The following is a 23,464-nucleotide window of genomic DNA, read 5'->3' on the forward strand; positions in this document are numbered from 1 at the left end:
TGCAGGGCTGGTGTGGAACAGCACCGGTTGCAGCAGTCCGTGATCGACGCGGTGGCGCCGGACGCCTGTCCCGCGCCCGCACGCGCCGGTTCCGCCCGCGTCGTGCCGCGCCCCGCGTCGAGGCCCACCGCACCAGAGCACTACACCCATCCGTGCGCGTGCCGCTCCCACTCGGCACGTGTCATCGACTGAACCACTGGAGAGACGTCGTGTCCGAGATCAAGCTCGTCGCCGAGACCCGCACCGAGTTCGGCAAGGGCGCTGCCCGCCGCATCCGTCGCGCCCACCAGATCCCCGCCGTGATGTACGGCCACGGCACCGAGCCGGTCCACATCACCCTCCCCGGCCACGACACGATGATGGCCCTCAAGCACGCCAACGCGCTGCTCACCATCGTGATCGACGGCAAGAACCACCTGGCCCTGGCCAAGGACGTCCAGCGCGACGCCATCAAGCCGGTCATCGACCACGTCGACCTCGTCGTGGTCAAGAAGGGCGAGAAGGTCACCGTCGACGTGCAGGTCCACGTGACCGGCGACGCCGCCCCGGAGACCGTCGTGACCGTCGAGCAGCAGACCGTGCAGCTCGAGGCCGAGGCCACGCACCTGCCTGAGACCGTCGAGGTCTCCGTCGAGGGCGCCGAGGCCGGCACCCAGATCCACGCCTCCGACCTGACCCTGCCCAAGGGCACCTCGCTGGTCACCGACCCCGAGCACCTGATCGTCAACGTCAGCCAGGCGATCACCGCCGAGGCCCTCGAGGCCGAGCTCGCCGAGGCCGAGGCCGAGGCCGGCATCGAGCACGAGGAGGCCGAGGCCGCCGCCGAGGAGACCGAGGCTGCCGAGGGCGCCGAGGCCACCGAGGGCACCGACGAGGCCTGAGCCCGCGTGGGCCCGGGGCGCTGCGCCCCGGGCCACCCGGCATACGGCACATCCCATGGACACCTGGCTCATCGTCGGACTCGGCAACCCCGGTCCCTCGTATGCCGGTAACCGGCACAACGTCGGCGCCATGGTCATCGACGAGCTGGCTGCCCGCGCCAGTGCAAGCCTGCGCTCGCACAAGGCGCGGGCAGTCGCCTCCGAGATCCGGCTCGGGACGCTGCCCGGTGGCGCGCCCGGCCCGAAGGCGGTCATCGCCCGGCCGCTGTCGTACATGAACGAGTCCGGCGGCCCGGTGGCCGGTCTGCTCTCGTTCTACAAGATCCCCGTCGAGCGCCTCGTCGTCGTCCACGACGAGCTCGACATCCCCTTCGCCGACATCCGCCTCAAGCGCGGCGGCGGCGAGGGCGGCCACAACGGCCTGAAGTCGGTCACCAAGTCGGTCGGCACCCGTGACTACCTGCGCGTGCGGGTCGGCATCGGCCGCCCGCCCGGCCGCATGGACGCCGCCGCGTTCGTCCTCAAGGACTTCTCCGGCACCGAGCGCAAGGAGCTGCCCTTCCTGCTCGGCGACGGCGCCGACGCCGTCGAGGCGCTGGTCGCCGACGGCCTTGAGGCCACCCAGCAGCGCTTCCACTCCCGCTGAGCCGACGCCGCGCCCGAGTGCCTCCCACCGTCGACGGAGGCGACGCAGGCGGGACAGTGCCTTTGCATGAGCTGTGGGCTCCTGCCAACGGCCGAACCCGGGTCATCCCGTGAGGCGATGGATCACGACCCCCTCTGCTGCAAGGTGATTGGGACGGTGAGTCCCCCTGTATTCAGCCTCTCCCATGCTCCCGTCCCGTGCCGTCCAGGCGCGGTGAGGAGAGGGGAAAGGCGATCGCGGATGACCGACTACGCGCGTCCGACCCGGGGGAAGCGGCGCCGGCGCCACGGCCGGCCGCTGACCTTCGACCCGGCGCCCGCGCAGCGGCTCATCGGCCCACCTGGCCCCGCACCTGTCCTCCCGGCACCGACCGAGGCGCTGGACGCACCCCCGCTCGTCACGCCTCGCGCTCGGGAGTGGGAGCGCACCTACCGGCGCACCGCCCTCCTGATCGACCTCGGCGCGGGCTCGCTCGCGGCGCTGCTCGGGTGCATCATCCGGTTCAGCGCCGAGCCCCACCTGGCCTACGTGCTGCTCAGCCTGGCCGTCCCGGTCGCGTGGATCGCCGCCGTGACCTGCGCCCATGGCTACGAGACGCGCTACATGGGGGTGAGCACCGAGGAGTACCGCGCCCTCGTCGACGCCGCCGTCGGCCTGTTGGCGCTGCTGTCCTTCATCGCCTTCGCCGGCCAGCTCACCATCGCCCGCGGCTACGTCATCCTCGTGCTGCCCGCACTGCTGGTCCTCTCCCTCATCGGCCGCAAGTCCCTGCGCCGGTGGCTGCTGGTCCAGCGTCGACAGGGCCGGTTCATGCAGCGCACGGTCGTCCTGGGCCGGGCCGACTCCGCCCGTGACCTCATCCGGCAGATCCACGCCGCACCGGTGCACGGCCTGGAGGTCGTGGCCGCCTGCGTCTCCGGGCTCGACGGCGCCTGGGAGGACTCGCCCGAGCTCGAAGGAGTGACCGTCTACGGCTGTCCCGACGACGCCGTGGCGGCGGTCGACCTCTTCGACGCCGAGGTGGTCGCGGTCGCGAGCCACCCCGACCTCGGCGGCAAGGTGCTGCGCCGGCTCGCCTGGTCGCTCGAGGAGCGCCGGGTCGACCTCGTCGTGGCCCCTGGCATCCTCGAGGTGGCCGGTCCGCGGCTCTCGATCCGGCCGGTGGCCGGCACACCGCTGCTGCATGTCGAGCGTCCGGTGATGTCCGGCGTGCGACGGGCCATCAAGGTCGTCGTCGAGCGGAGCATGGCCATCGGCATCGCGATCGCCGCGCTGCCGGCCATCGAGCTCGTCGCCCTCGCGGTCCACCTGGACTCCAGCGGGCCGATCCTGTTCCGGCAGAAGCGGGTCGGGGCGCGTGGCGAGCCGTTCGAGATGCTCAAGTTCCGGACGATGGTGACCGACGCCGAGGCGCGGCTGGGCGAGATCGCCGACGGGCACGAGACCAACGCCGTGCTGTTCAAGAAGCGCGACGACCCGCGGGTCACCCGGGTGGGCCGGATCCTGCGGCGCTACTCCCTTGACGAGCTCCCCCAGCTGCTCAACGTGCTGCGCGGCGACATGTCCCTGGTGGGCCCGCGGCCGCCGCTGCCGGCCGAGGTCGAGAAATACGAGCCGGACGCCATTCGGCGGCTGCGGGTGCAGCCGGGGCTGACCGGGCTGTGGCAGGTCAGCGGGCGCAGCGACCTGTCGTGGGAGGAGTCCCTGCGGCTCGACCTCTGGTACGTCGACAACTGGTCCCTGGTGCTCGACCTGCAGATCCTCTTCCGCACGCTGCGGGCCGTCCTCCGCGGCGCCGGGGCCTATTGACCTCCCGATCTTCCGGGTCGACGCCGCCGCGGCGACCCGGACGGCGACCGGCCGTCCGGCCCGGTCGTGTCACCACGAAATGAACATCCTGACCATGGGGGCTCCATGTCGAACCGTAGAACCTTGCCCACCGTCCTCGCGACGTCCTTGCTCACGGCCACGGTGGTGGGGGTGGTTGCCACCGCCGCACAGGCCTCGGTGGGCACCAACCCGATCTCCTGCGTCCAGCCCGACGGGCGGGTGAGCGCCATCGCGATCTCCGGGGGCACGGCATACCTGGCGGGGAGCTTCACCCACGTCAAGGACAAGAACGGGACCACGGTCACGCGCACCCGGCTGGCGGCCGTGGACACTGCGACCTGCACGCTGCTCCCGTGGTCGCCGTCGGCCGACAACAACGTCCTGGCCATCACGGTCCAGGGCGGCACGGTCTACGTCGGTGGCGACTTCACCCACATCGGCACCACGGTGCGCAACCGGCTCGCGGGGCTCGACGCGACCTCCGGGGCGCTGCAGGCCTTCGACCCCAACGTCAACAAGACCGTCCGGGCGCTCACGTCCTCCTCGTCGACGGTGTATGCCGGTGGCACGTTCACCTCGGTCGGGGGGACCGCCCGTGGCAAGCTGGCCGCGTTCGCCGTGTCCGACGGGAGCCTGAGCGGCTGGAAGCCCAAGGCTGGCGGAGCCGTCAACGCCCTGGCCATGTCGGCCGACGGCAACGACGTCTATGTCGGCGGCACCTTCACCAGCCTCAACGGCGCCTCCTCGGCCGCCTACATGGCAGCGGTCTCGGCCGGTGGTGCGGGAGCCGTCGACCCGGCCTTCGACCCGGCGCCGACCTTCCCGATCCTGGCCATCGCCGCGGACTCGCGGGGCGTCTACGCCGGCGGTGGTGGCTCAGGTGGACACTTCGTCATCTGGAACCTCGACGGGACGCTCCAGCACCCCGTCTACCAGACCGACGGTGGCGTGCAGGCGGTCGCGGTGGACGGTGACTCCATCTACGAGGGTGGTCACTTCACCAACTACTGCGTCGGCAACACCGGCCACGGCAGCCCGTTCCTGTGTGACACCAACCTCCCGCGGCGCAAGCTGTTCGAGGTGTCCTTCACGACCGGGCAGCTGACCGCCTGGAACCCGTCCCTGAACAGCGCCCACGGCGTCTTCGCCCTGGCCGTGGACGGGGCGCACAACCTGTGGGTCGGTGGGGACTTCACCACCGTCAACGGGTCCAAGGTCAACCACCTCGCCGTCTTCCCCGCCATCCCCTGACAGTCGGGGTCGTCCCGAGGGGCCGTGTCCGCCGGGCACGGCCCCTCCGGCGTGCACCGGGTCGTCCCGGGGCCGTACGAGGGGTGGGTATGGCCCGGGGGCCATACCAGGGGCGGGTATGCCGGTCGCCCCCTCAGCGGGGCCGCGCACCATCGGCTCGGGTCGCCGGGGTCGGTGGTGCGCCGTCGCTCTGCCGAGGAAGAGGGCGCTCTGCCGCGGTTCGAACCCCGGCAGGGCGACACGTTCCCCGGCAGAGCACCGGCAGCGCAGGTGGGTGGCCGCATCGGGGGGCGCTCCTCCGAGCGCAGGCACGGGGCAGGCCCCGCCACCCGGTGGGTGACGGGGCCGTGCCGCGTCGGGGAGGTCGGGTCTCAGGGCGTGCCGGTGACGAGCACCAGGCCCTGCTGGACCCGGCCCGCGGTCCCGACCCAGGTGAAGTCGCCGCCGATGAGCAGCCCCTGGGGCACCGCGGCGAAGGACCAGATCCCCATCGCCGAGTCGAACGGCGGCGCGTCGGGCAGCAGCGTCCCGTTGCCGGCGTCGAAGACGGCGAACCGCTGCCGGACCACGTTCGTGGTGTTGGTCGTCGAGGCGCGGCACAGGTTCCCGTGCGTGCCATAGTAGAAGTCGCCGTTGACCTCGAGGGCGCCCTGCATCCCGCCGTTGCAGATCGTCCGCCAGATCAGGCCGGTGCTGTTCGTGGTGCTCGACAGGTTCACCGCGTCCCACTGGTAGATGTAGTCGGGGCAGACGTCCCCGCCATACAGGCGCTTGCCGTCCGCGCTGAGGTAGAGGTGCGTGATCCACGGGCCGAGGTTCGAGCACGTGCCCACCCCGCCGAGCTGGCGCGCGTTGAGCGCGCCGGTCGACCCGCTGACGACGGCGATCCCGCCCGCCACCGCGCGGCCGTTGACGGTCGTGAACGGCCCACCGACGAAGACCAGGCTGCCGTCGGGCTTGACCGCGAGCGTCAGGGCCATCCCTCCGGCACGCAGGGTCCCGGTGGGACCGACGGTGTTGGTGACGAAGCCGGTGTAGACCGCGCCGCTGTAGCCGCTGATCTTGGCCACGTGGCTGCGGGCGTTGCCGTTGACCGAGGTGAACTGCCCGGCGGCGAACAGCGCGCCGCCGCCGTAGCCGATGGCGATGACGTCCTGGTTGAACGACGGGTGGAAGAGCGGGTCGACGAGGCCGGTCGAGGTGTTGATCGAGGCCATCTTGGAGTGCGCCTGGCCCTGCACGTGGAGGAAGGAGCCGGCGAGGTAGAGCCGCGACCCGTTGGGGGCGAGCTGCAGGTCGAGCACCTCGTTGTCGGTGTCCGCCCGGAAGGAGGACACGACGGCTCCCGACTGGGCGTCGAGGGCGGCGAGGCCCTTGCGCACCGCGCCGTTGACGCTGGTCATCTCGCCGCCGACGAACACCGAGTTGCCGGAGCCGGCCAGCGCCAGCGGCCGGTCGCCGGCGACCGGGTTCCACCCGGTCAAGGCGCCGGTGCTGAGCGAAAAGGCGGCCGCGTTGTGCCGGCTCGTGGCGCCCGAGTTGCTGAAGTTGCCACCGACGTAGACGCTGCCGCCGCTGACCGTCAGGGCGTTGACCACCGGGGAGCACGGCGGGTTGTTGCGGGCATAGCCGGTGGTGTGTCGCAGGTGGCAGCCGTTGAGGGCGGCGTTGAACCCGGTGAGGGCCCCGGTGGAGGTCACGGCGCCCACACGGATGCGGGTGCTGCCGTTGAGGTAGCTGAACCCGCCGCCGACGTAGACCGTGCCGTTGGACGGGTTGACTGCCAGCGCGTTGACCGACCAGCTCGCACTCGGCGCCCACGTCGTGACGCCGCCGCTCGAGGTGTACCAGCCGGCCAGCCGGTAGCGGGTCACCCAGGAGGTGCCGTTGCCCGCCCAGGTGAACGTGCCGCCGCCGTACAGGCGGGTGTGGTCCGGTGACAGCGCCAGGGTCGTGACCGGGGCGGTGGTGCCCCCGCGGAACGTGCCGTCGAGCGCCCCCGTCGAGAGGGAGAGCTTGGCCAGCCGGCCGCGCGTGACGCCGTTGACCGTGGTGAAGTCGCCGCCGGCGAACAGCGAGCTGCCGGCGGTCACCAGGGCGCGGACCGTGGCGTTCGGCGCGGCGGACCAGCCGGGGAGCACGGCGCCGGTGGTGGCGTCGACCGCGGCCAGCCGGGCGGCGGTGCTCGTGCCGATGCCAACGAAGTCCCCGCCGAGGTAGACGGTGGAGCCGTTGACGGCCAGGGCGAGGACCGACCCCTTGGGCCGGGGAGCCCAGCCGGTCACGTTGCCGCTGGCGGTGACCTGGGCCGCGCCGGGTCGGTAGGCGCCGCCGACGTGGCTGAACGAGCCGCCGATGTACCACCCGCCCGAGCCGTCGGGCACGGCTGCGCGGACGAGGCCGTCGACCAGGGGGGCGCCGGGCAGCATCTGGCCCGAGCCCGCGCTGACGCCGACGCCGTAGCCCGTCGAGGGACCCACGTAGTCGAACCCGCCGGAGAGGTAGACCCGTCCTCCGGCCGGCACGATGTCGGTCACGCGGCCGTTCGTGCCCCACCACGACGGTGCCTGGCCGAAGCTGGGGTAGTAGTCCAGGTCCGGCGGCGACGCCGATGCCGCGCCGGGCAGGGTCAGGGATGCGAGCGGGACGATGAGGGCCGCGAGCAGGCCGAGCAGCAGGGCGCCGCGACGACGCGGGCGGCGGTTGACCAGGCGGCTGGTCAGGGGAGAGGTCATCAGCAGCCCGCCCTCGACACGACGGAGGAGGCCGCCGCAGCCATCTGCCCGGCGTTGCCGACGGCGGCGTTGGCCTTGGCGTCGTTGTCCGAGGCCCCGGTGAGCGTGGTGCCCTGCAGCGCCGCGGCCGCGGACAGGGCCTGCTGCACCTCGGTCACGGCGATCGTGGCCGGTGGGTGGGACTCGGCGGCGAGCGCGCTGCGCAGGACGCCGAGGTCGGCACCGACCTGTGCCACCGCCGTGTGCAGGCCGGTGAGGCTGCTGCGCATCCGGGTGCCGACCGCGTGCAGTGACGCGGCGGCGGTGCGGGCCCGTGCCGCCGCCGCCCAGGCGGCCGCTGCGTTCGAGCGCACCAGGCTGCAGTTCGCGGCGCCGCCGGTGCCGGTGGCCGCGCGGGCATGCGCCAGGCTGGTGCGCTCGGCGGCCAGGGCGCTGAGCAGGGCCTGTCGCTGGGTCGAGGAGGAGCTGGCGTTGTGCACCGCGGCGGACGCCGACGTCAGCGTGAACAGCGCGGTCGTGAGCCGCTGGTTGGCGGCCAGCACGCGCTGTTGGCCGGGCGTGAGCGACACCGGGGCGATGGTCTCCGGGGTGGTGGAGGTCGGCGAGGCGGAGGTCGTGGTCGGTGCCGCGGCAGTGGGCGCCGCGGTGCTGGTGCTGGTGCCGGTGCCGGCCGAGCTGCAGCCGCCCAGGGCCAGGGCTGCCGCCACACCGGCGAGCGCCACGGTGACGAGCAGGCGGCGAGTGCTGCGGGCGGCCGACCTCACCATGACGTCCGCCCGACTTCCCGCGGAGGCACTGTCGCGTGGCCCTCGCGCGTCCGTCGACGTGGTGATCTCACGGGGACCTCCTGGAGGTACAGCTGTTCGAGCTGGTCCACGACGGCGTCCCAGCGGTAGGTGTCGAGCACCTCGGACCTCAGGACCGCGGCGCCCACGCGCTCGATCGGGGTGGCGTCGAGGGCGGCGGTGAGCTCCCCGGCCAGGGCCGCCTCGTCCCCGGTGCGGAAGATGCGCCGGCCCGGTGCGCTCCGGCGGAGCACCTCGACGTGGGGGTCGATGTCGCTGGCCACCACGGGAGTGCCGTGCGAGGCGGCCTCGAGCAGGGTGAGGGGCAGCCCCTCCAGCAGCGAGGGCTGGACGAACACGGCGGCGTGCCGGTACAGCTCGGCGAGCAGGTCGCCGTACGCGAAGCCGGTCAGCACCACGCGGGGGTCGTCGGCGGCGAGGGCGTGCAGGTGCCGGGCGTAGTCGTCGGTGAAGCTCGAGTCGCCGACGATGACCAGGGGCCGGTTGCCCGGCACGCGGCGGTAGGCCCGCAGCAGCTGGTCCGGGGCCTTCTCGGGGACGAGCCGGCCGACGAACAGGGCGTAGCCGCCCGGCGTCAGTCCCAGCTCGTCGACGATCCGCAGGGGCGGCAGGTCCGGCGGCTCGGTGACCCCGTTGGGGATGTAGTCGCAGCCGTGGCTGAAGTGCTCGCGGTAGTGCCGTTCCAGCGCCCGCGAGACCACGACGGTGCGGTCGGGGACGTGCCCGCTCATCCAGTGACCGGCCCCCAGCACCGCCTGCGCGGCGTGCCCCCACTTGCCGCGCTGGTGGTCCAGGCCGTGAACCGTCAGCACCACCTTCGCCGGCGAGAGGAAGTGGGGGAGTGGCGTCATCAGCCCGGGCCCCATGCCGTGGTAGTGCACGACGTCGCAGCCCCCGAGCAGCCCCAGGGCCGTGGAGGAGGCGCTGTGCACGATCGCGTCCAGGTGCTTGGTGCCCACCGTCGGTGCGTTGCGCAGCTGCATGCCCAGGTATGCCGTGTCCCCGGACGTGCCGTAGGTGGAGCGGCAGAAGACGGTCACCTGGTGGCCGCGCTCGGCGAGCCGGCGCCCCACCTCCTCGACGTGGTGCTCGATGCCGCCGAAGGTCGCCGGCAGGCCCTTCTGCCCGATCATGACGATCCGCAGCGACCGTGGGCTCTCCCCGGGCACGGGTCCTGGGGGAGGCGACGCAGCGGCGGTCCGCTCCGGGGTGGACGGCACCGCGGAGGTCGACACGGCGGTGGCCGCGCCGGCGGCCGCGCGGGCGCGCCGGGAAGTGCGGTGGGGGACGGTCCTGAGGTGGATGCTCAACGGGTCTCCCGTCAGGGCTGGACGTGCCGGCGCTGCGAGCGAACGTGAGGTCCCGCCGCGCGTACGCATTTCTGATCAGACGTGAAAAGCCTTACCCAGCAGGGAGATTCGTGGTCCCCGTGAATGCACGATGTGCCGCTACGGGATCTGCGTACGGACCTGCGGTGGATGCACGACGCGCCCTTCATGCACCTGGCGTAGCCACGCCCTCGGCGAGGCCGGCGCGTCGGCGGCCGCTGACCAGGGCGCGCAGCATGGTGCGGTCATCGGCGCTCAGGCCCAGGACCAGGACGGCCCCGAGGTAGACCAGACCGATGGCCAGGGCCCCCACGACCAGGCCGACCCACCCGTCGAGGTAGCGGTGGACGAGACCGGCCACCAGCAGCGTCGGCACCGCAGCCGTCAGGGCCTTGATGATCCCGGCTCCGGCCGGGGCGACGCCCAGCACCCAGCGCACCTGCAGGGCCTTGGCGACGTTGGCGACGACGAGGGACACGCTCCAGGCCACCGCGGCCCCGACCGCGCCGTGCTCGGGGATGAGCATCAGGTTGAGGACCACGTTGAGGACGAGCACGCCGACGTTGTCCACCATGTTCAGCCAGACGCGACCGGACATGGTGAGCACCGTGCCGACGGGTCCGGCCGCCGCGCTGACCAGCTGGCCCGCGGCCAGGATCACCGTGATCGTGGCGCCGGTGCGGAAGCCGTGACCGAACAGGCGCAGCATCTCGTCGGGGAAGACGACCAGGAGGACGAAGGCGGGCATCGACAGCCGCAGGATCCAGCTGGTCGCGCTGCCGAACGTCCGGGCCAGCTCGTCGGCCTGCCCGGTGTGGTGCAGGTGGGCGATGTGGGGCGAGAAGGCGGCGTTGATGGGCGCCATGACGAACACGGCGAGCATGACGATCCGCGTGGCGACGTTGTAGACGCCGACCTCCTGGGCGGTGCGCATGTTGCCGAGCAGGAGGGTGTCCGCCCAGATCAGCCCGGTGGCGGCGAGCGCCGAGACCCAGCTGACCATGGAGAAGCCGGTGATCTCGCGAATGCGGTAGACCGGACGCGCGGCGGGTGCCAGGCGCATCCGGGAGGCCAGTGCCCAGGCCGCCAGCGCCGCGGCGGACCAGGCCCCGATGACCAGTGCCCACAGGCTCCCCTTCAGGCCGGTTCCGAGGGCCAGGGCCAGCACGGTGAGGGCGAGGCGGGCCAGCGGCTCGTAGATCCTCCCGATCAGCGTGAAGGGCCGCTGCGTGCGCCACCCCTGCGTGGCGGCGAGCGCCGCGTCGCTGAACGCGGCCGCCGGGAGGGTCAGCCCCACGAGCCGGATCCCGTCGGCCAGGCCGGGGTCGTGGAAGAGCGAGGCGACCCAGGGCGCGACGGCGGCCAGGCCGGCTCCGAGGACGACCGACCCGGCGAGGGTCACGCCCAGGCCGAGGCGAACGGTGCCCCGCAGGCCCGCGGCGTCGTCGTCGGCGAGGTGGATCGCGACGAAGCGGGTCAGCGCCGAGCGGAAGCCGGCGAGGGAGAGCAGGCCGAGCAGCGACAGCAGCGCGTAGCACTCGGCGTAGCGGCCGACGGCCCGGCTGCCCAGGACGTTGGCCAGCACGGCCATGATGGCGAACAGTGCCGCCTGGTTGAGGACCGCGCCGATGAGGTTGAGCCCCCCGCCCCGGGCCATGCCCTTCAGGTGTGCTCCTCCGGTGGCGGCGGTGCCGCCACCGGAGGAGCGCCCGGTTGTCGTCATTCCCCGGCGGTGCTCAGCCGGAGACGCTGGGTCCGGCGCCTGCGCCGGCGGGCTCGCGACGCTCCAGCCGCTCCCGCGCCGACCAGGCAGGCTGCTCGGGGTCACCGGCCGTCGTCGGCGCGGTGGGCCCCTCCGAACGGGACCGGCTGATCAGCTCGAGCATCGCGACCAGGGCGATGGCCACGAAGATCGCGGCACCGGTGACCGGGAGGACCAGACCCAGCAGGGACGAGGTCTGGTCGACCGCGTTCGTGTTGCTCACGTACGCGACCTTGGACGGGTCGGCGGCCGAGAGCTGGCCGCGGGCCTGGGACAGCGCCTGCTGGCTGGCCGTCACGGCGGCGGCCGCGGCGTCCCGGTCAGCGGTGAGCTGCTGGAACTCGGCCAGCAGCGGCCCGAACTTGGGCAGCTCCGCCTTGACCGAGGCGATGGCCCCGCTGATCGCCGCGGCGCCGGTGGTCGAGCCGTTGGCCGACTGCGTGGCCCACTGCTGGGTCAGGCTGTTCAGCCGCTGGAGCGTGGCCGAGTACACCTGGGCCGGGTCGACCATCCCGTTCGTCTTCTCCCAGTTGACGATGGCGGCGTTGGCCGTCTTCAGCTGGTCGTTGGCGGCGGCGAGCTGGCCGGTGGTCAGCTGCACCTGGGTGGCGAACAGCGTCTGCAGGGTCTGCTTCGACAGGCTCTCCAGCACGGGCCGGACGACCGCCTTGTGCGGGCTGGTGAAGGTCACCTGCATGACGCTGCTGGCGCCGACCTGGGTCACCGCCAGCCCGTCCACGATGTCCGAGCGGGGCACCTTCGTCTGGGCGCTGACCGCGTCCAGGACGGCCGGGGTGTTCGCGGTGGCCTGGAACTGCGCCACGAACTGGTTCACCGCCTGGGCGCCGGTGTACTGGTTGCTCGTCGAGCCCCCGATCAGGGCCGGGGCCGACACCGTGCTGGTGGCGGTGTACTGGGTCGGAGCCGCCATGACGAGGTAGGCCGTGACGGCGGCCGCGAGGAGGGGCACCCCGAGGAGCACCCACAGTCGGCGTCGGGCGACGCGCAGGTAGTCGGCGATCTCCATGCGATTCTCCTTGTTTCTCAGCGCAGTTCGGCACCCGAGCGCGCTGCGGGACGAAGCGCCGGGCTGTGGGGGGCAGGGAGGCTCCCGCTCCGCGAGACGTACGACGCGGCGGCGGTGAAGGTGATCAGGTACCAGAGGCTGACCACGTTGGACATGACGTTGGCTGCGAGGCTGGTGATGATGAAGCACCACGCGCAACCGAGGGCTCCGGCGGCCACGCCACGCTCGAAGCTGCGCGGCCGCGACCGGGCGATGGCCCGCCGGGCGTTGCCGACCATGGCCAGCAGGGCCGCGACGTAGGTGACCAGGCCGAGCAGGCCGGTCTCGACGTAGGCGCGGATGAAGTCGTTGTGCGGCTGCTTGGCCGCGTCGGTGGAGTACTGCGTGACGTTCAGGCCGATGCCGGTGACCGGGTTCTTGTTGGCCAGCGGCAGGACCTCGGTCCAGTAGTTGATCCGCCATGCGAGCGTGTTGCCGGTCGGGCCGCCGCCGGCCGTGGCGGACGTGCTGAGCTCGGCGAACCGGCTGCTCACGCTGGGGAACACCACGGCGGCGGCCAGCACGGCGACCGCGACGCCGCCGAGGATGACCTTGCTGCGCTGGACGACCCCGACGATGACGATGCCGACCACGGCGGCGATCAGGGCGCCGCGGGTGATCGTCAGGACGAGGTAGATGCCTGTGAGGGCCAGCATCGGCAGCAGGACCAGCTGCACGCGACGGGAGACGTGGGGCGCGATCGCCACCCCGAACACCAGCATGAAGGCGAGGTAGCGGGCGAAGGTGTTGGCCTGGGCGAAGGGCCCGGTGAGCCGGGTGAAGCTGCCGAGGACCTCCGAGGCCGAGTGCCCGGTCGCGATCGTGTACGTCTGGTACAGCAGCGGGAACACGAGCCCCGCGTACGCAGCGGTGAGGACGCGCCGCAGCATCTCGGGCGTGGTGATGAGCTGCTCGAGGACGACGTACATCATCACCACGGACAGGATCCGCAGCGCCTCCAGCGCACTGGCCTGCGGCTGCGAGGAGCCGGGGATGCCGACGAAGCCAGCGACGCAGAACGCGACGAGGGCCAGGCGCAGCCGCGAGCCGCGGAGGTGACCGTTCCGCGCATACTGCGCGATGAGCCACAGCGCGGCGGCGAGCAGGAAGAGGACCGCCAGGATCGTCGAGGGGTCCAGCGCGCGGGCGGCGGCCGTGTTGGTCAGCGTGTTGCCCGACGACGGGCCGCTGAGCTTGAACAGGTCGATGCTCGAGCGCACGCCCAGGATCAGCAGCACGAACGTGGAGAAGCGGGTGAACGCCAGCGTGGCGAGGACACCGGCCAGCACGGCGGCCAGGGGCACGATGACCAGCCGGCGGTCGGTGCCCGCCGTGGACATGCCGCTGAACACCGCGGCGCCGGCCATCAGCACGGCGGCGACGATGGTCAGGAGCCGGGCGGGCAGGGAGGTCCGGTGCTGCGCTGCGGGGCTGACGGCGGTCACGCGGCCATCTCCCAACGGAAGTCGATGCCCTCCAGGGCGTAGAGGCGGGCGTTGTGCGGGGCGTAGTAGTCGGCCAGCCACCGGGCGGTCTCGCCCGACAGGTCCGCCGCGTAGCGACCGGTCTTGAGCGCCCGCAGCCCCTCGAGGTGCACCTGCGGCAGGCCCAGGAAGTCCCACACCCGGGCGAGCTGGCTGTTCGGGTCGGCGAACAGCGACTCGCTCTGGAGCACGAGCACCTGCTCGGCCGGGAAACGCTGGTAGAGGGCGTTGAGCTGCTCGGCGTAGTGGCCGCGCTGCAGGTAGGCGTGGTGGCGGTGCTCGAAGCTCTCGTAGCCGGGCTCCCGGCGCATCCGCTCCTCCTCGCCGTCGAGCCGCTCGGGCTCCCGGGCCAGGGCGACGTCGAAGGGCAGGTCCTCGGTGCCGGCCGCCACCTCGTACTGGTGGTGGGACCAGGCCCGCGCGATGGGGTCGCGCAGGACGGCGATCAGCCGGGCGTCGGGCAGCTCGCGGGCGATCCGGTCAACGGCCAGCGGGTGGAACATGTAGTAGGGGCTGGCCTCGCCCGTGACCAGCCAGCCGGGCCGCGGCTTCTCGAATCCCGAGTCGAACCAAGCCCGCCCGCGCCCGTGGTTGACGTCGAAGTAGTGCGTGCCCTTGCGGGTGCGGCACGGTGCGACGTTGGGGTGCTGCGTGATCCAGTCGTACGCCGAGGACGAGCCACCGCGCTTGGTCCCGATGACGAGGAAGTCCGGGGTCATGCGCGTGCCGCGTGCCAGCCACGGCCGGAAGGGGGCCAGCAGGTCGGCCCCGGTGCGACGGATGCTCACCGCGCGCTCACCTCGCGGCCCCGCGGGCAGTGGCGGCTCGGGCCGGGGCGGACGGCGCCACGCACGGTCCCCGGCGGGGTGCCGCCAAAGCCGTCCTGCTCAACGCAACTGGTCACGAGCATCTCCAGAGCTGCCACTGATGCGATCTCGTCAACGACGCTAGGTGCGCTGCCGGGGCGCTGGACCCGCCCGCGGCATGAGGGGCCTGTACGCCATTGGGATGACCAGTTCCACAGGGCTCTTTCAGGTGGGCGGGAGGATCGGCCAAACCGCCTCGACGGCCGTCATCGGTGTGCTGCACTGGAGCCATGAGCGAGGCCGGACGACTGGTCTTCATCGGTGGGCTGCACCGCAGCGGCACCACGCCGCTGGCCGACGCCCTGGCCCGGCACCCCGACATCAGCGGCCTGTCCGGCACCGGCGTCCCCCACGACGAGGGCCAGCACCTGCAGCCGGTCTACCCCAAGGCCAGGACGTATGCCGGGTCCGGGCACTTCGCGTACGCCCCCGCCGCGCACCTCACCGAGGAGTCGCCCCTGGCGACGCCGGAGAACGCCGACCGCATCCTGCGGTCCTGGGAGCCCTACTGGGACCTCGATCGCCGGCTGCTGCTGGAGAAGTCCCCGCCGAACCTCATCATGGGCCGGTTCCTCCAGGCGCTGTACCCGGGCTGCGCGCTGGTCATGGTGGTGCGACACCCGGTGGTCGTCGCGCTGTGCAACAAGAAGTGGCGGCGACTGGCCTCGCGCAACATCCGGCGCTACTCCACCCTGGACGGCCTCGTCGGGCACTGGGTGCACGCCCACCGCATCTTCCTGGAGGACGCCCCGCACCTGGAGCGGCTCCACGTCGTCCGCTACGAGGACCTCGTGGAGCGCCCCGAGGAGGAGCTCGCGCGCATCCAGGCGTTCCTGGGCCTGACGACGGCCTTCCCTGCGGGCTCGATCCGCAGCAGCCACAGCGACCGCTACGCCCAGCAGTGGGAGGCCATGCGGCGCGGCGTCGGCCCGGGCGCGTTCCAGCGCCGGCTGATCACCAGGCACCACCGCGAGGACATCGCGGCGTTCGGCTACGACGTCGACGACCTCACCGTCCGCGGCGACTGGCCCACCGAGGTGCCGCGCGCCGTCGGCTCCTAGCCGGACCTGAGGGAGGCCCGGCGCTGGTCGGCGTCGTCCGGCGCTGGAGGGCGGGCCGGCCCGGGTGCGCTGCCACCCGGCATACCGGTCCGGGCTCGTGCCGTGAGCGGCTCAGGCGGAGGCGATCACCGACGCCACCGGCTCCCGGGTCGTGACGATGACCGGTGCGGTCGCCACCGTCAGCTTCGCCCCGCTGACCGTGGACGGCCGGGCCCCCGGCGTCGCCGACGTCGCGCCGGTGCCCACGCTGATGGTCACCGGGCCCCCGGAGCTCCACAGCACCAGGGTCGAGTGCTGGCCCACGGTCATCGCGACGCCGTGCAGGTCGCCCCGCTCGACGGGCGTGACCCGCGCGCCGCGTGAGGCGGCCACCAGGTCGCGCATGATCACGCCGGCGGTCCGCACGGTGCCGTCGGGGTCGAGCAGGCCGTAGCGGACCTCCTGACCGTGACGGTTGTCCGTGGCCGTCGCCAGGGGCAGCCAGATGACCCGGCTGACGCCACCGGCCAGCAGCAGCGAGACCGTGCGGGTCATGTCGGCGGCGCGCTCCTGCTCGCTGACCGCGGCGCCCTTCCAGAAGCTGCCGACCTCCCACGCCTCGATCGGGTGCCCGGAGGGGGTGTGCGAGGCGAGGTAGTCCGTCAGCAGCGGTGCCGCGTCCCAGGGCTCGTAGAAGTGCACCTGCCGGATGTCGGTCACCCCGCGCTGCGCCAGGGACGTCGCCACGGCCAGGTAGGACAGGTTGCGCCGGCCCTGGTCCGAGGAGAGCACCGCGCGCAGCTGGTCGACGGTGGTCACCTGCGGGATCTGCTCCCCGCGCGTGCCGATCCGGCGCGCGAAGTAGGTGTTGAAGGCCGTCACGGCCTGGTCCGGCTTGCCCTCGGCGAGCAGCATGTCGGCGATGCCGTAGCCATAGCTGGTGCTGCTCATGCCCGCGTCGGCCACCCTGGCCGTGTGGTCGGTGGCCCGGATCTCCCTGGCTGCCGTCTCGGTGAGGGTCTGGAGCTGCTGAGGGGTCCCGGACCAGAAGCTCGCGGAGTTGACCTCGTTCTCGATCGCGTAGGTGTGCACGCCCATCGGCGCGAAGTGCGTCACGACGTCGTGGACGAACGAGCGGTAGGCGCCGAGGTCGGTCGGCATGGCGGACTCGGTCTTGTTGCCCCCGCCGCGCACGATCTGGCCCTGGCCGCCGGTGGCCCAGCACGCGCCGACGCGGATCTTGATGTCCAGGGTGATGCCGTGCCGGCGGGCGGCCTCGGCGACCTGGTCCGGTTGGCGCCAGCTCCGCTGGCCCTGGTTCTTCTCGACGTCGCACCAGACCAGCTCGGTGAAGGTGGTCGTGCCGCGCAACGACTCCAGGTAGGGCTCGAAGGTGTCGAGGCGGGACATGTCCCACTTGGCGCCCAGGGGGCTCACGCCGCTCGGCGAGCTGGTGCCTCCACCGTCGGTGCCGGTCCCCCCACCGCCGCCGGTCCCGGTGCCTCCGCCGGTCCCGGTCCCACCGCCGACGGAGCTGGAGCCGGTGGCGACCGGCGTGCCGCCCCCGCCGGTGCATGCGCCGAGGACCAGCACCAGCTGGGCCGACCCTGCGGCGAGCAGGAGCCGCCACCCGCGAGGACGCCGCATCAGAGGTACCCGAGCTCCTTGAGGGTGGGCCGGGCCGTGAACCACAGCAGGGCCCGCATCAACGGGTCGAGCTCGCGCTGGTGGGAGCCGACGCGCGAGCGGTAGACGGCGTCGCTGGTCCCTGCGTCGGTCTGCCGGGACTGCAGCTGGCGGTGGTAGCGCTCCGGCACGTCGTGCTGCTTGCGGTCGAACTCCAGGACCGCCGGCTCCCAGGGCTCGCCGAGGAAGTCGAACAGCCGGCGCAGCGTCGCCTCGCCGTCGGTGACGAGGTCCTCGTAGCGCAGCTCGAGGTACTGCTCCGGGGGCAGGCTGGACGCGGCCGCGCGGGCGGCGGCGATGTAGCGCGGCCACTTCACCGAGGACTTCACGCTCGACCAGTAGCCGAACCGCTTGCGGTGCGACACGGCCACGTCCCGCCCGTCGCGGATGACGTGGACGACCTGGGCGTCCGGGAAGACCCGGGTGATGAAGTCCATCGACAGCGCGTAGCGGGGGCTCTTGTCGGCCCAGCGGGTCTTGCCCCGGGCGGCGGCGTAGTCGCTCTGCATGCCGCCGAAGAAGGCAGCGATCCGCTCGAGCCACTCCTCCTGGGTGAAGCCATACTGCGACAGGCGTTTCCAGTCCGCGCCGACGACGCGCTCGAGGTCGGCCAGGAAGCGCGTCTCCGGCCCGCACGCGATGTGCGAGTGGGAGTCGAGCATCAGGCGCAGCATCGTGGTGCCGGAGCGCTGGCAGCCGACCACGAAGATCGGCCGGGGCATCAGGTCGCTCATCGGTGGTCCTCCCCGGCAGTGGTCGACCCAGTGGTCGATCCGGCAGTGGTCGATCCGGTGGTGGTCGGCCCGGTGGCCGAGCCCTGCTCACGCATGACCGCCTCGAGGCGCGCCCCCATCCGGTCGCACAGCTCGCGCACGCGCGGGTCGATGTCGAGCTTGCGGCTGCCGTGCGAGGTGCGCCGCTCGACGTGGGCGCACAGCTGCGGGCGGTACGGGAAGCCGATGAACGCGCACAGCCGGCGCATGGTGGCCTCGGGGTCGGCGACGAGGTCGTCGTAGGACAGCAGCAGCACGTCGTCGCGGCGGTCCAGCCCGAGGCTGAAGAACAGCCCGTTCCGCACGGCCCAGAACAGCGCGGCGGCCGAGTCGGGCGACATCGTCGCGGTGTCGAACGAGCGCACCAGCGCGAGGGCGTCCTCGTCGAGCCGGGCCGCCTGCCAGTCCCCGTCGGCCTGGCCCGCGGCGATGCGCTGCAGCGCCTGGAGGTTGGAGTCGCCGAACTTGGAGACCTCGGACCGGGCGCGGTCGTCGACGTCACGCACGACCCACACGGCGCGACCGGGGGTGGCCGTCGGCAGCGCGAGCAGCTCGTCGACGCGTTGGGAGTCGCACAGCGGCTTGACGAGCACGATGCGGTGGCGGCTGCGCGCGATGACGTCGAGCAGCACGGTGTCGGGGCGCATCCGGAAGCGGTGGAACAGGCGGCGGTCGTTCTCGTTGTGCACCTCGACCTCGGGCGCCTCGTCCAGGCCGCGCAGGAGCATGTTGGTGCCGGAGCGCTGCAGCCCCACGACGTAGACCGGGCGCCCGGTGCCGACCGGCAGCCCGTCGGAGCGGCGCCAGCGCCACTTGGCCACCGCGGTCCCGACCCGCTCGCGCGGGTCGAGGCGGTCCTCCTCGACCAGCCTGCCGATGCCTTCCGTGCGCGCCCACTGCACGTGCCGCGCGATGCGCTTGAGGGTGTATGCCGCGCGGCCGGGCTCGCGCCGCGCCGGCACCCTGTCGGTGGGGGTCATGCGGCCCGCTCCGCGGCCCGGCGCTGGGCGGCCAGCACGGAGGTGAGCTCGGCCAGGCGCTCGGGCCGGTGGGTGCGGACGTGCTCGAGCAGGGACTCGGCGTCCGTGGCCCCGGTCGCGCCGTAGCCGTGGGCCAGGAAGGCGACGTGCTCGCTCTCGCTGAGCCCCAGCGGGCCGAGCAGGGTGGCCGTGTTGTCGATCAGGCGGCTCATCGGCCGGTGGTCGATCCGGTAGAGGGCCGGGGTGAGCTCCTGTCCGGCGGCCAGCAGCAGCGCGAGGCGGTGCCCCCCGTCGCCGACGTGCACCGGGCGGTCGACGACCGCGCCGCTGTCGGTCGGCAGGCCGCCGCGGGCGCCGCGGAGGGTGACCGGGTGGCGGTCGTCGAAGCCGACGGCGCAGAAGGAGTCCCACAACGCCGCCGAGCGCAGCACGCGCTCGGCGAACTGCTGCTCGAACAGGTCGCGGTCCTGGAGCACCCACGGGCGGAACCGGGCCATGGCCACCTTCTCGAACCACACGGCATACGGCCCCTGGCGGGCGGCGGCGACCAGCTCGGCATCGCTGCCGTGGCCGGCGACGCGCTGCTCGGCGACCTGGGTGAAGAGGTCGGCGCGGACGAGCACGTCGTAGCGCAGTGGGCTGATGAGCTCGCGCACGGACAGCGTCTCCCGGCCCGAGGTCTTGGGGCGCCACGTGGCGGCACGCCGCGCGGTGCGGCGCAGCGTGGCCGTGGGCGAGCGCTTCACGCGGGCCGCCGTGGGGGGTGGGGCAGCGAGGTCTGGGGCACCTGCATCTCCCGTCGTGATGTGTCTGCCGGGCCGATGACCGACCTCCAGTGAAACACCACCCCGGGGGAGCGCAGGGGCGGTTTCAGGGAATGCACAGGCAACCTGCATTTGACGTAGAGCCAGCAATGTCCGGGCTCGGCCGGATCTGTCTCTTTGGACCGAAAAGCGTTGGGAGGCGGATGTTTTCGCGTTTCACGGACGCGTCGTCGGCGGTGTGGTGCACTGGGTGGAGCCGGAACGAACCATCGGACAGAACCCTGGCGGGACGCGCGGGAGGCGGGTGCCTTGCGGATCCTCCACGTCAACAAGTTCCTCTACCGTCGCGGCGGCGCGGAGGGCTACATGCTCGACGTCGCCGAGCTGCAGCGCGGCCAGGGCCACGAGGTGGCCTTCTTCGGCATGGAGCACCCCGACAACGACCGGCCGCAGCGCTTCGGCGCGAGCTTCCCGTCCTTCGTCGAGCTCGAGCCGCCCCCGCCCGGGGTGGCCCGGGTGCGGGCCGCGGCGCGGATGGTGTGGTCGCCGTCGGCGTCCCGCGGCATGCGGGACGTGGTCCGGGAGTTCCGGCCCGACGTGGTGCACTGCCACAACGTCTACCACCAGCTCTCGCCCTCGGTGCTGCACCCGCTGCGCGAGGCCGGAGTGCCCTGCGTGATGACGCTGCACGACTACAAGCTGGCCTGCCCCAGCTACCAGATGCTCGACCACGGACGGCTCTGCGACGCCTGCGTCACCGGCGGGCTGTGGCAGGCGGCGCGGCGCCGGTGCAAGGACGACTCCCTGGGCGCCAGCACGCTGCTGTCCCTGGAGTCGTGGCTGCACCGGACGACGGGCGCGTGGTCGGCCGTCGACCTGTTCATCAGCCCCAGCCGGTTCCTCGCCTCGGTGATGGGCCGGGCCGGTGTCTTCCCCGAGCGGATGCGGGTAGTCAACCACTTCGTCGACCCGGCCGGACCGGGCCCGGCCACCGGCCCCGGGGAGGGCCTGGTCTTCGCCGGCCGGCTCGCCCCGGAGAAGGGGGTCGACGTGCTGGTCGAGGCGGTCGCCCGGCTGAGCCGGCCGGTGGTGCTGCGCGTGGCCGGTGACGGGCCGGCCCGTGCCGGGCTGGAGGAGCTCGCCGCGCGCCGGGCCCCCGGCCGGGTGGAGTTCCTCGGCCGGCTGGACAAGCCCGCGCTGCAGGAGGTGGTGCGCTCCAGCGTCGCCACCGTCGTGCCGTCGCGCTGGCACGAGAACCAGCCGATGACGGTGCTGGAGTCCTTCGCCGCCGCCGTGCCCGTGGTCTGCACCGACCTCGGCGGCCTGCCCGAGCTGGTCCGCGACGGCCTCGACGGGCGGGTCGTGGCCGCGGACGACCCGGCGGCTCTCGCCGGCGCCCTGGAGCAGCTGCTGGCGGACCCGTCGGGCGCCCATGCCATGGGTGCCCGGGCCCGCGAGCGGATGCTGGTCGAGTTCAGCCCGCAGACCCACCTCGAGCGTCTGGACGCGGTCTATGAGGAGGCGCGGATGCGCTTGCACGCCAACGACTCCAGCCGGGCGGGAGCGCGCCGATGACGCCTCCGACCCAGGGCTCGTCCACCACCCCGGCCGAGCCGGTGCGGGTGCTGTACTTCGCCGGCAGCGGGCGCAGCGGCAGCACCGTCATCAACAACATCCTCGGGCAGGTCGACGGCGCGTTCGCCGCCGGCGAGCTGCGCTACCTGTGGCAACGAGGCGCGGCGCAGAACCGCCTCTGCGGCTGCGGTGAGCCGTTCGCGAGCTGTCCGCACTGGCGGGAGGTCATGTCCAGGGTCGTCGCCGACGAGGCGCCGCTGGACGCGGCCGGCATCGGGCAGCGGCTGCTGTCGCGCCTGCGGATGGCGCGGGTGCCGGCGATGCTGGCCCGCCGCGCGGTGGGTCGCGCGCCGGTCCCGGCGCATGCCGACGACCTCGCCATCGCGCGGCTCTACGCCGCCCTCGCCGAGGTCACCGGGGCCCGCGTGGTGGTGGACTCCTCCAAGCTGCCGCCCTATGCGCTGCTGCTGTCCGGCCTCCCCGGCATCGAGCTCTACGTCCTGCAGGTGGTCCGGGACTCCAGGGCCACGGCGTTCTCCTGGCGGCGACGCAAGCAGGCCCGGGACTACGAGGGTGAGCAGGACGGCCTGATGCCCCAGCAGCAGCTGTGGAAGAGCTCGCTGCTGTGGCTGTGCTGGAACAGCCTCACGGTGCTCCTGTGGCGGCGGGCCGAGGGCCGCTACCTGCGCCTGCGCTACGAGGACTTCGTGCGGGCCCCTCGCGAGTCGATGGAGCGGGTCGTGCGCATGGTTGGGCTGGACCCGGCGACGCTGCCCTTCGAGACGCCCACCAGCGTGCGGCTCGAACCGACGCACTCGGTTGCGGGCAACCCCTCACGGCACCGGGTGGGGTGTGTCGAGGTGCGCCCGGACCGCGAGTGGCTCGAGGCGATGCCGCGCGGGCAGCGGGTGCTCGTCACGACGTTGACCGCGCCGGCCCTGCGGGCCTTCCACTACCCGCTGCTGCCCGGCGGCGGGCCCTAGGGCTCGAGCGTGGCGGGCAGGGTGGCGGGCAGCGTGGCGGGCATGCCGAAGGCCAGGACGTGACGGGCACCGACGAACGCGTTGCTCTCCACGACCTTGCCGTCCACGACCCGCAGGACGTCGACGACCAGCGCCTCGTAGTGCGTGCTGCCGGGGTGGCGCAGGTAGTTGACCAGCGCCGGCCGCCCGTTGGCCGAGGTGGGGAACGTGCGCCAGTCCAGGGGACGGCCGAGGAACTGCGCGGCCGCGTCGATCCCGACCACCGCGGGCTCGGGCGGCATGGTGATCCGGACGTCGTCGGCGAGCAGCACGCGGAACTCCTCCGGTGTCCTCGCTGCGGCGTAGCGGCGCAGGACGTCCTCGTCCTCGCCGGTCAGCTGCGGACGGCGCCAGGCCTGCGGATCTGACGGGACGCGGCCACGCAGGGTGCGCCGGGCCCGCTGGAGCAGGCTGTTGAGGGCCGTCACCGGGGTGTCGAGCGTGCCGGCGACCTCCTGGGCCGTCCAGCCGTGGACGTCGCGCAGCACGAAGGCGGACCGCTGCCGTGGCGGCAGGTACATCAGCGCCGCGAGCAGGGCCAGCTCGACGGTCTCCCGGGCGGCCACGCCGGCCTGCGGGTCTGCCTCCAGCAGGGCGTCGGGGTAGGGGCCGAGCTCGGTGGACCACTCCAGCGGGTCTCCGGAGGGCACGGTGCGTCGCGCGGCCGCCTTGCGGCTGTCGAGGAACAGGTTCGTGGCGATCCGGTAGAGCCAGGTCCGCGCCGACGCCCGTCCCTCGAAGTTGCCGCGGGCCCGCCAGGCACGCAGGAACGTCTCCTGCACCAGGTCGTCCGCGTCCGCCACGTTCCCGGCGAGCCGGTAGCAGTGCACGTGCAGCTCGCGCCGGTGCTCGGCGAAGGCGTCCAGCAGCCAGGCCCCTCGCTCGTCCTGCGCCTCGGGCACCTGGCCCCCTCTGTCCGGAGTCGTCGTCACGACAGTACTGACGATGCAGGTCCACGTCCGTCATCGG

General features: G+C 72.9%; 19 protein-coding genes. 7 read left to right on the forward strand and 12 right to left on the reverse strand.

Annotation, left to right across the window (positions count from 1 at the left end; all coding sequences use genetic code 11):
* Positions 1-209 precede the first annotated feature (209 nt).
* From AC3ANM_RS14745 to AC3ANM_RS14760, 4 genes are all read left to right on the forward strand, one after another.
* Positions 210-881, forward strand: a complete 672-nt coding sequence (locus AC3ANM_RS14745) for a 50S ribosomal protein L25/general stress protein Ctc (protein WP_488285168.1) — start codon at positions 210-212, stop codon at positions 879-881.
* A 55-nt stretch (positions 882-936) separates the two neighbouring features.
* The gene (gene pth, locus AC3ANM_RS14750) at positions 937-1,527 is read left to right on the forward strand and encodes an aminoacyl-tRNA hydrolase (protein WP_488285169.1); all 591 of its coding nucleotides are present in this window, start codon (positions 937-939) and stop codon (positions 1,525-1,527) included.
* Positions 1,528-1,767: 240 nt separating this feature from the next.
* Entirely contained in the window at positions 1,768-3,336 is a 1,569-nt protein-coding gene (locus AC3ANM_RS14755; protein WP_488285170.1) for a sugar transferase, read from the forward strand.
* A gap of 105 nt (positions 3,337-3,441) precedes the next feature.
* The gene (locus AC3ANM_RS14760) at positions 3,442-4,608 is read left to right on the forward strand and encodes a hypothetical protein (RefSeq protein ID WP_488285171.1); all 1,167 of its coding nucleotides are present in this window, start codon (positions 3,442-3,444) and stop codon (positions 4,606-4,608) included.
* A gap of 371 nt (positions 4,609-4,979) precedes the next feature.
* On the opposite strand, the gene AC3ANM_RS14765 is transcribed toward AC3ANM_RS14760, so the two are convergent.
* The 7 genes from AC3ANM_RS14765 to AC3ANM_RS14795 all read right to left on the reverse strand — a co-directional run bounded on the left by AC3ANM_RS14765 (position 4,980) and on the right by AC3ANM_RS14795 (position 14,577).
* The gene (locus tag AC3ANM_RS14765) at positions 4,980-7,343 is read right to left on the reverse strand and encodes a hypothetical protein (protein WP_488285172.1); all 2,364 of its coding nucleotides are present in this window, start codon (positions 7,341-7,343) and stop codon (positions 4,980-4,982) included.
* A complete protein-coding gene (locus AC3ANM_RS14770; RefSeq protein WP_488285173.1) occupies positions 7,343-8,110 on the reverse strand; it encodes a hypothetical protein in 768 nt (255 codons plus the stop codon). Before AC3ANM_RS14770 ends, AC3ANM_RS14765 begins: the two co-directional genes overlap by 1 nt.
* Positions 8,104-9,318 (reverse strand): glycosyltransferase family 4 protein, encoded by a 1,215-nt coding sequence (locus tag AC3ANM_RS14775; protein ID WP_488285174.1) that lies wholly within the window; start codon positions 9,316-9,318, stop codon positions 8,104-8,106. The genes AC3ANM_RS14770 and AC3ANM_RS14775 overlap by 7 nt, the downstream gene beginning before the upstream one ends.
* A 325-nt stretch (positions 9,319-9,643) precedes the next feature.
* Positions 9,644-11,200, reverse strand: coding sequence for an oligosaccharide flippase family protein (locus AC3ANM_RS14780; RefSeq protein WP_488285175.1), 1,557 nt, complete (start codon positions 11,198-11,200; stop codon positions 9,644-9,646).
* Between the two features lie 13 nt (positions 11,201-11,213).
* Complete coding sequence (locus AC3ANM_RS14785) at positions 11,214-12,266, reverse strand: Wzz/FepE/Etk N-terminal domain-containing protein (RefSeq protein WP_488285176.1); 1,053 nt, start codon at positions 12,264-12,266, stop codon at positions 11,214-11,216.
* A 17-nt stretch (positions 12,267-12,283) separates the two neighbouring features.
* Entirely contained in the window at positions 12,284-13,750 is a 1,467-nt protein-coding gene (locus AC3ANM_RS14790; RefSeq protein WP_488285177.1) for an O-antigen ligase family protein, read from the reverse strand.
* Complete coding sequence (locus AC3ANM_RS14795) at positions 13,747-14,577, reverse strand: sulfotransferase family protein (protein WP_488285178.1); 831 nt, start codon at positions 14,575-14,577, stop codon at positions 13,747-13,749. Before AC3ANM_RS14795 ends, AC3ANM_RS14790 begins: the two co-directional genes overlap by 4 nt.
* 308 nt (positions 14,578-14,885) lie before the next feature.
* Between AC3ANM_RS14795 and AC3ANM_RS14800 the strand changes: the two genes are divergently transcribed.
* Positions 14,886-15,716: a sulfotransferase family protein gene (locus tag AC3ANM_RS14800; RefSeq protein WP_488285179.1), complete on the forward strand. Its 831-nt coding sequence runs from the start codon at positions 14,886-14,888 to the stop codon at positions 15,714-15,716.
* Positions 15,717-15,827: 111 nt separating this feature from the next.
* On the opposite strand, the gene AC3ANM_RS14805 is transcribed toward AC3ANM_RS14800, so the two are convergent.
* The 4 genes from AC3ANM_RS14805 to AC3ANM_RS14820 are packed head-to-tail and all read right to left on the reverse strand — an operon-like array spanning position 15,828 to position 19,880.
* Entirely contained in the window at positions 15,828-17,342 is a 1,515-nt protein-coding gene (locus tag AC3ANM_RS14805) for a hypothetical protein (RefSeq protein WP_488285180.1), read from the reverse strand.
* Positions 17,342-18,115: a sulfotransferase family protein gene (locus AC3ANM_RS14810; protein ID WP_488285181.1), complete on the reverse strand. Its 774-nt coding sequence runs from the start codon at positions 18,113-18,115 to the stop codon at positions 17,342-17,344. Before AC3ANM_RS14810 ends, AC3ANM_RS14805 begins: the two co-directional genes overlap by 1 nt.
* Positions 18,112-19,134 carry a sulfotransferase family protein gene (locus AC3ANM_RS14815; protein ID WP_488285182.1) on the reverse strand — a complete coding sequence of 341 codons (1,023 nt, stop codon included), beginning with the start codon at positions 19,132-19,134 and terminating at the stop codon, positions 18,112-18,114. The genes AC3ANM_RS14810 and AC3ANM_RS14815 overlap by 4 nt, the downstream gene beginning before the upstream one ends.
* On the reverse strand, positions 19,131-19,880 hold the full coding sequence (locus AC3ANM_RS14820; protein WP_488285183.1) for a hypothetical protein: 750 nt from the start codon (positions 19,878-19,880) through the stop codon (positions 19,131-19,133). The genes AC3ANM_RS14815 and AC3ANM_RS14820 overlap by 4 nt, the downstream gene beginning before the upstream one ends.
* Before the next feature lie 327 nt (positions 19,881-20,207).
* Here AC3ANM_RS14820 and AC3ANM_RS14825 point away from each other — a divergent pair, with 327 nt between their 5' ends.
* Both AC3ANM_RS14825 and AC3ANM_RS14830 read left to right on the forward strand, forming a co-directional pair.
* The gene (locus AC3ANM_RS14825) at positions 20,208-21,473 is read left to right on the forward strand and encodes a glycosyltransferase (protein ID WP_488285184.1); all 1,266 of its coding nucleotides are present in this window, start codon (positions 20,208-20,210) and stop codon (positions 21,471-21,473) included.
* Positions 21,470-22,456 (forward strand): sulfotransferase, encoded by a 987-nt coding sequence (locus AC3ANM_RS14830; RefSeq protein WP_488285185.1) that lies wholly within the window; start codon positions 21,470-21,472, stop codon positions 22,454-22,456. Before AC3ANM_RS14825 ends, AC3ANM_RS14830 begins: the two co-directional genes overlap by 4 nt.
* On the opposite strand, the gene AC3ANM_RS14835 is transcribed toward AC3ANM_RS14830, so the two are convergent.
* Positions 22,453-23,397, reverse strand: coding sequence for an RNA polymerase subunit sigma-70 (locus AC3ANM_RS14835; protein ID WP_488285186.1), 945 nt, complete (start codon positions 23,395-23,397; stop codon positions 22,453-22,455). The two genes, AC3ANM_RS14830 and AC3ANM_RS14835, sit on opposite strands and share 4 nt — an antisense overlap.
* Between the last annotated feature and the right edge of the window lie 67 nt (positions 23,398-23,464).

Source organism: Oryzihumus sp. JJN4-3R (genome assembly GCF_057747915.1).

Bases quoted from the DNA above. Each gene is read 5' to 3' on its own strand.
- pth (WP_488285169.1), top strand. From the start codon at position 937: ATGGACACCTGGCTCATCGTCGGACTCGGCAACCCCGGTCCCTCGTAT.
- AC3ANM_RS14755 (WP_488285170.1), top strand. From the start codon at position 1,768: ATGACCGACTACGCGCGTCCGACCCGGGGGAAGCGGCGCCGGCGCCAC.
- AC3ANM_RS14760 (WP_488285171.1), top strand. From the start codon at position 3,442: ATGTCGAACCGTAGAACCTTGCCCACCGTCCTCGCGACGTCCTTGCTC.
- AC3ANM_RS14765 (WP_488285172.1), bottom strand. From the start codon at position 7,343: ATGACCTCTCCCCTGACCAGCCGCCTGGTCAACCGCCGCCCGCGTCGT.
- AC3ANM_RS14770 (WP_488285173.1), bottom strand. From the start codon at position 8,110: ATGGTGAGGTCGGCCGCCCGCAGCACTCGCCGCCTGCTCGTCACCGTG.
- AC3ANM_RS14780 (WP_488285175.1), bottom strand. From the start codon at position 11,200: ATGACGACAACCGGGCGCTCCTCCGGTGGCGGCACCGCCGCCACCGGA.
- AC3ANM_RS14785 (WP_488285176.1), bottom strand. From the start codon at position 12,266: ATGGAGATCGCCGACTACCTGCGCGTCGCCCGACGCCGACTGTGGGTG.
- AC3ANM_RS14800 (WP_488285179.1), top strand. From the start codon at position 14,886: ATGAGCGAGGCCGGACGACTGGTCTTCATCGGTGGGCTGCACCGCAGC.
- AC3ANM_RS14805 (WP_488285180.1), bottom strand. From the start codon at position 17,342: ATGCGGCGTCCTCGCGGGTGGCGGCTCCTGCTCGCCGCAGGGTCGGCC.
- AC3ANM_RS14810 (WP_488285181.1), bottom strand. From the start codon at position 18,115: ATGAGCGACCTGATGCCCCGGCCGATCTTCGTGGTCGGCTGCCAGCGC.
- AC3ANM_RS14815 (WP_488285182.1), bottom strand. From the start codon at position 19,134: ATGACCCCCACCGACAGGGTGCCGGCGCGGCGCGAGCCCGGCCGCGCG.
- AC3ANM_RS14830 (WP_488285185.1), top strand. From the start codon at position 21,470: ATGACGCCTCCGACCCAGGGCTCGTCCACCACCCCGGCCGAGCCGGTG.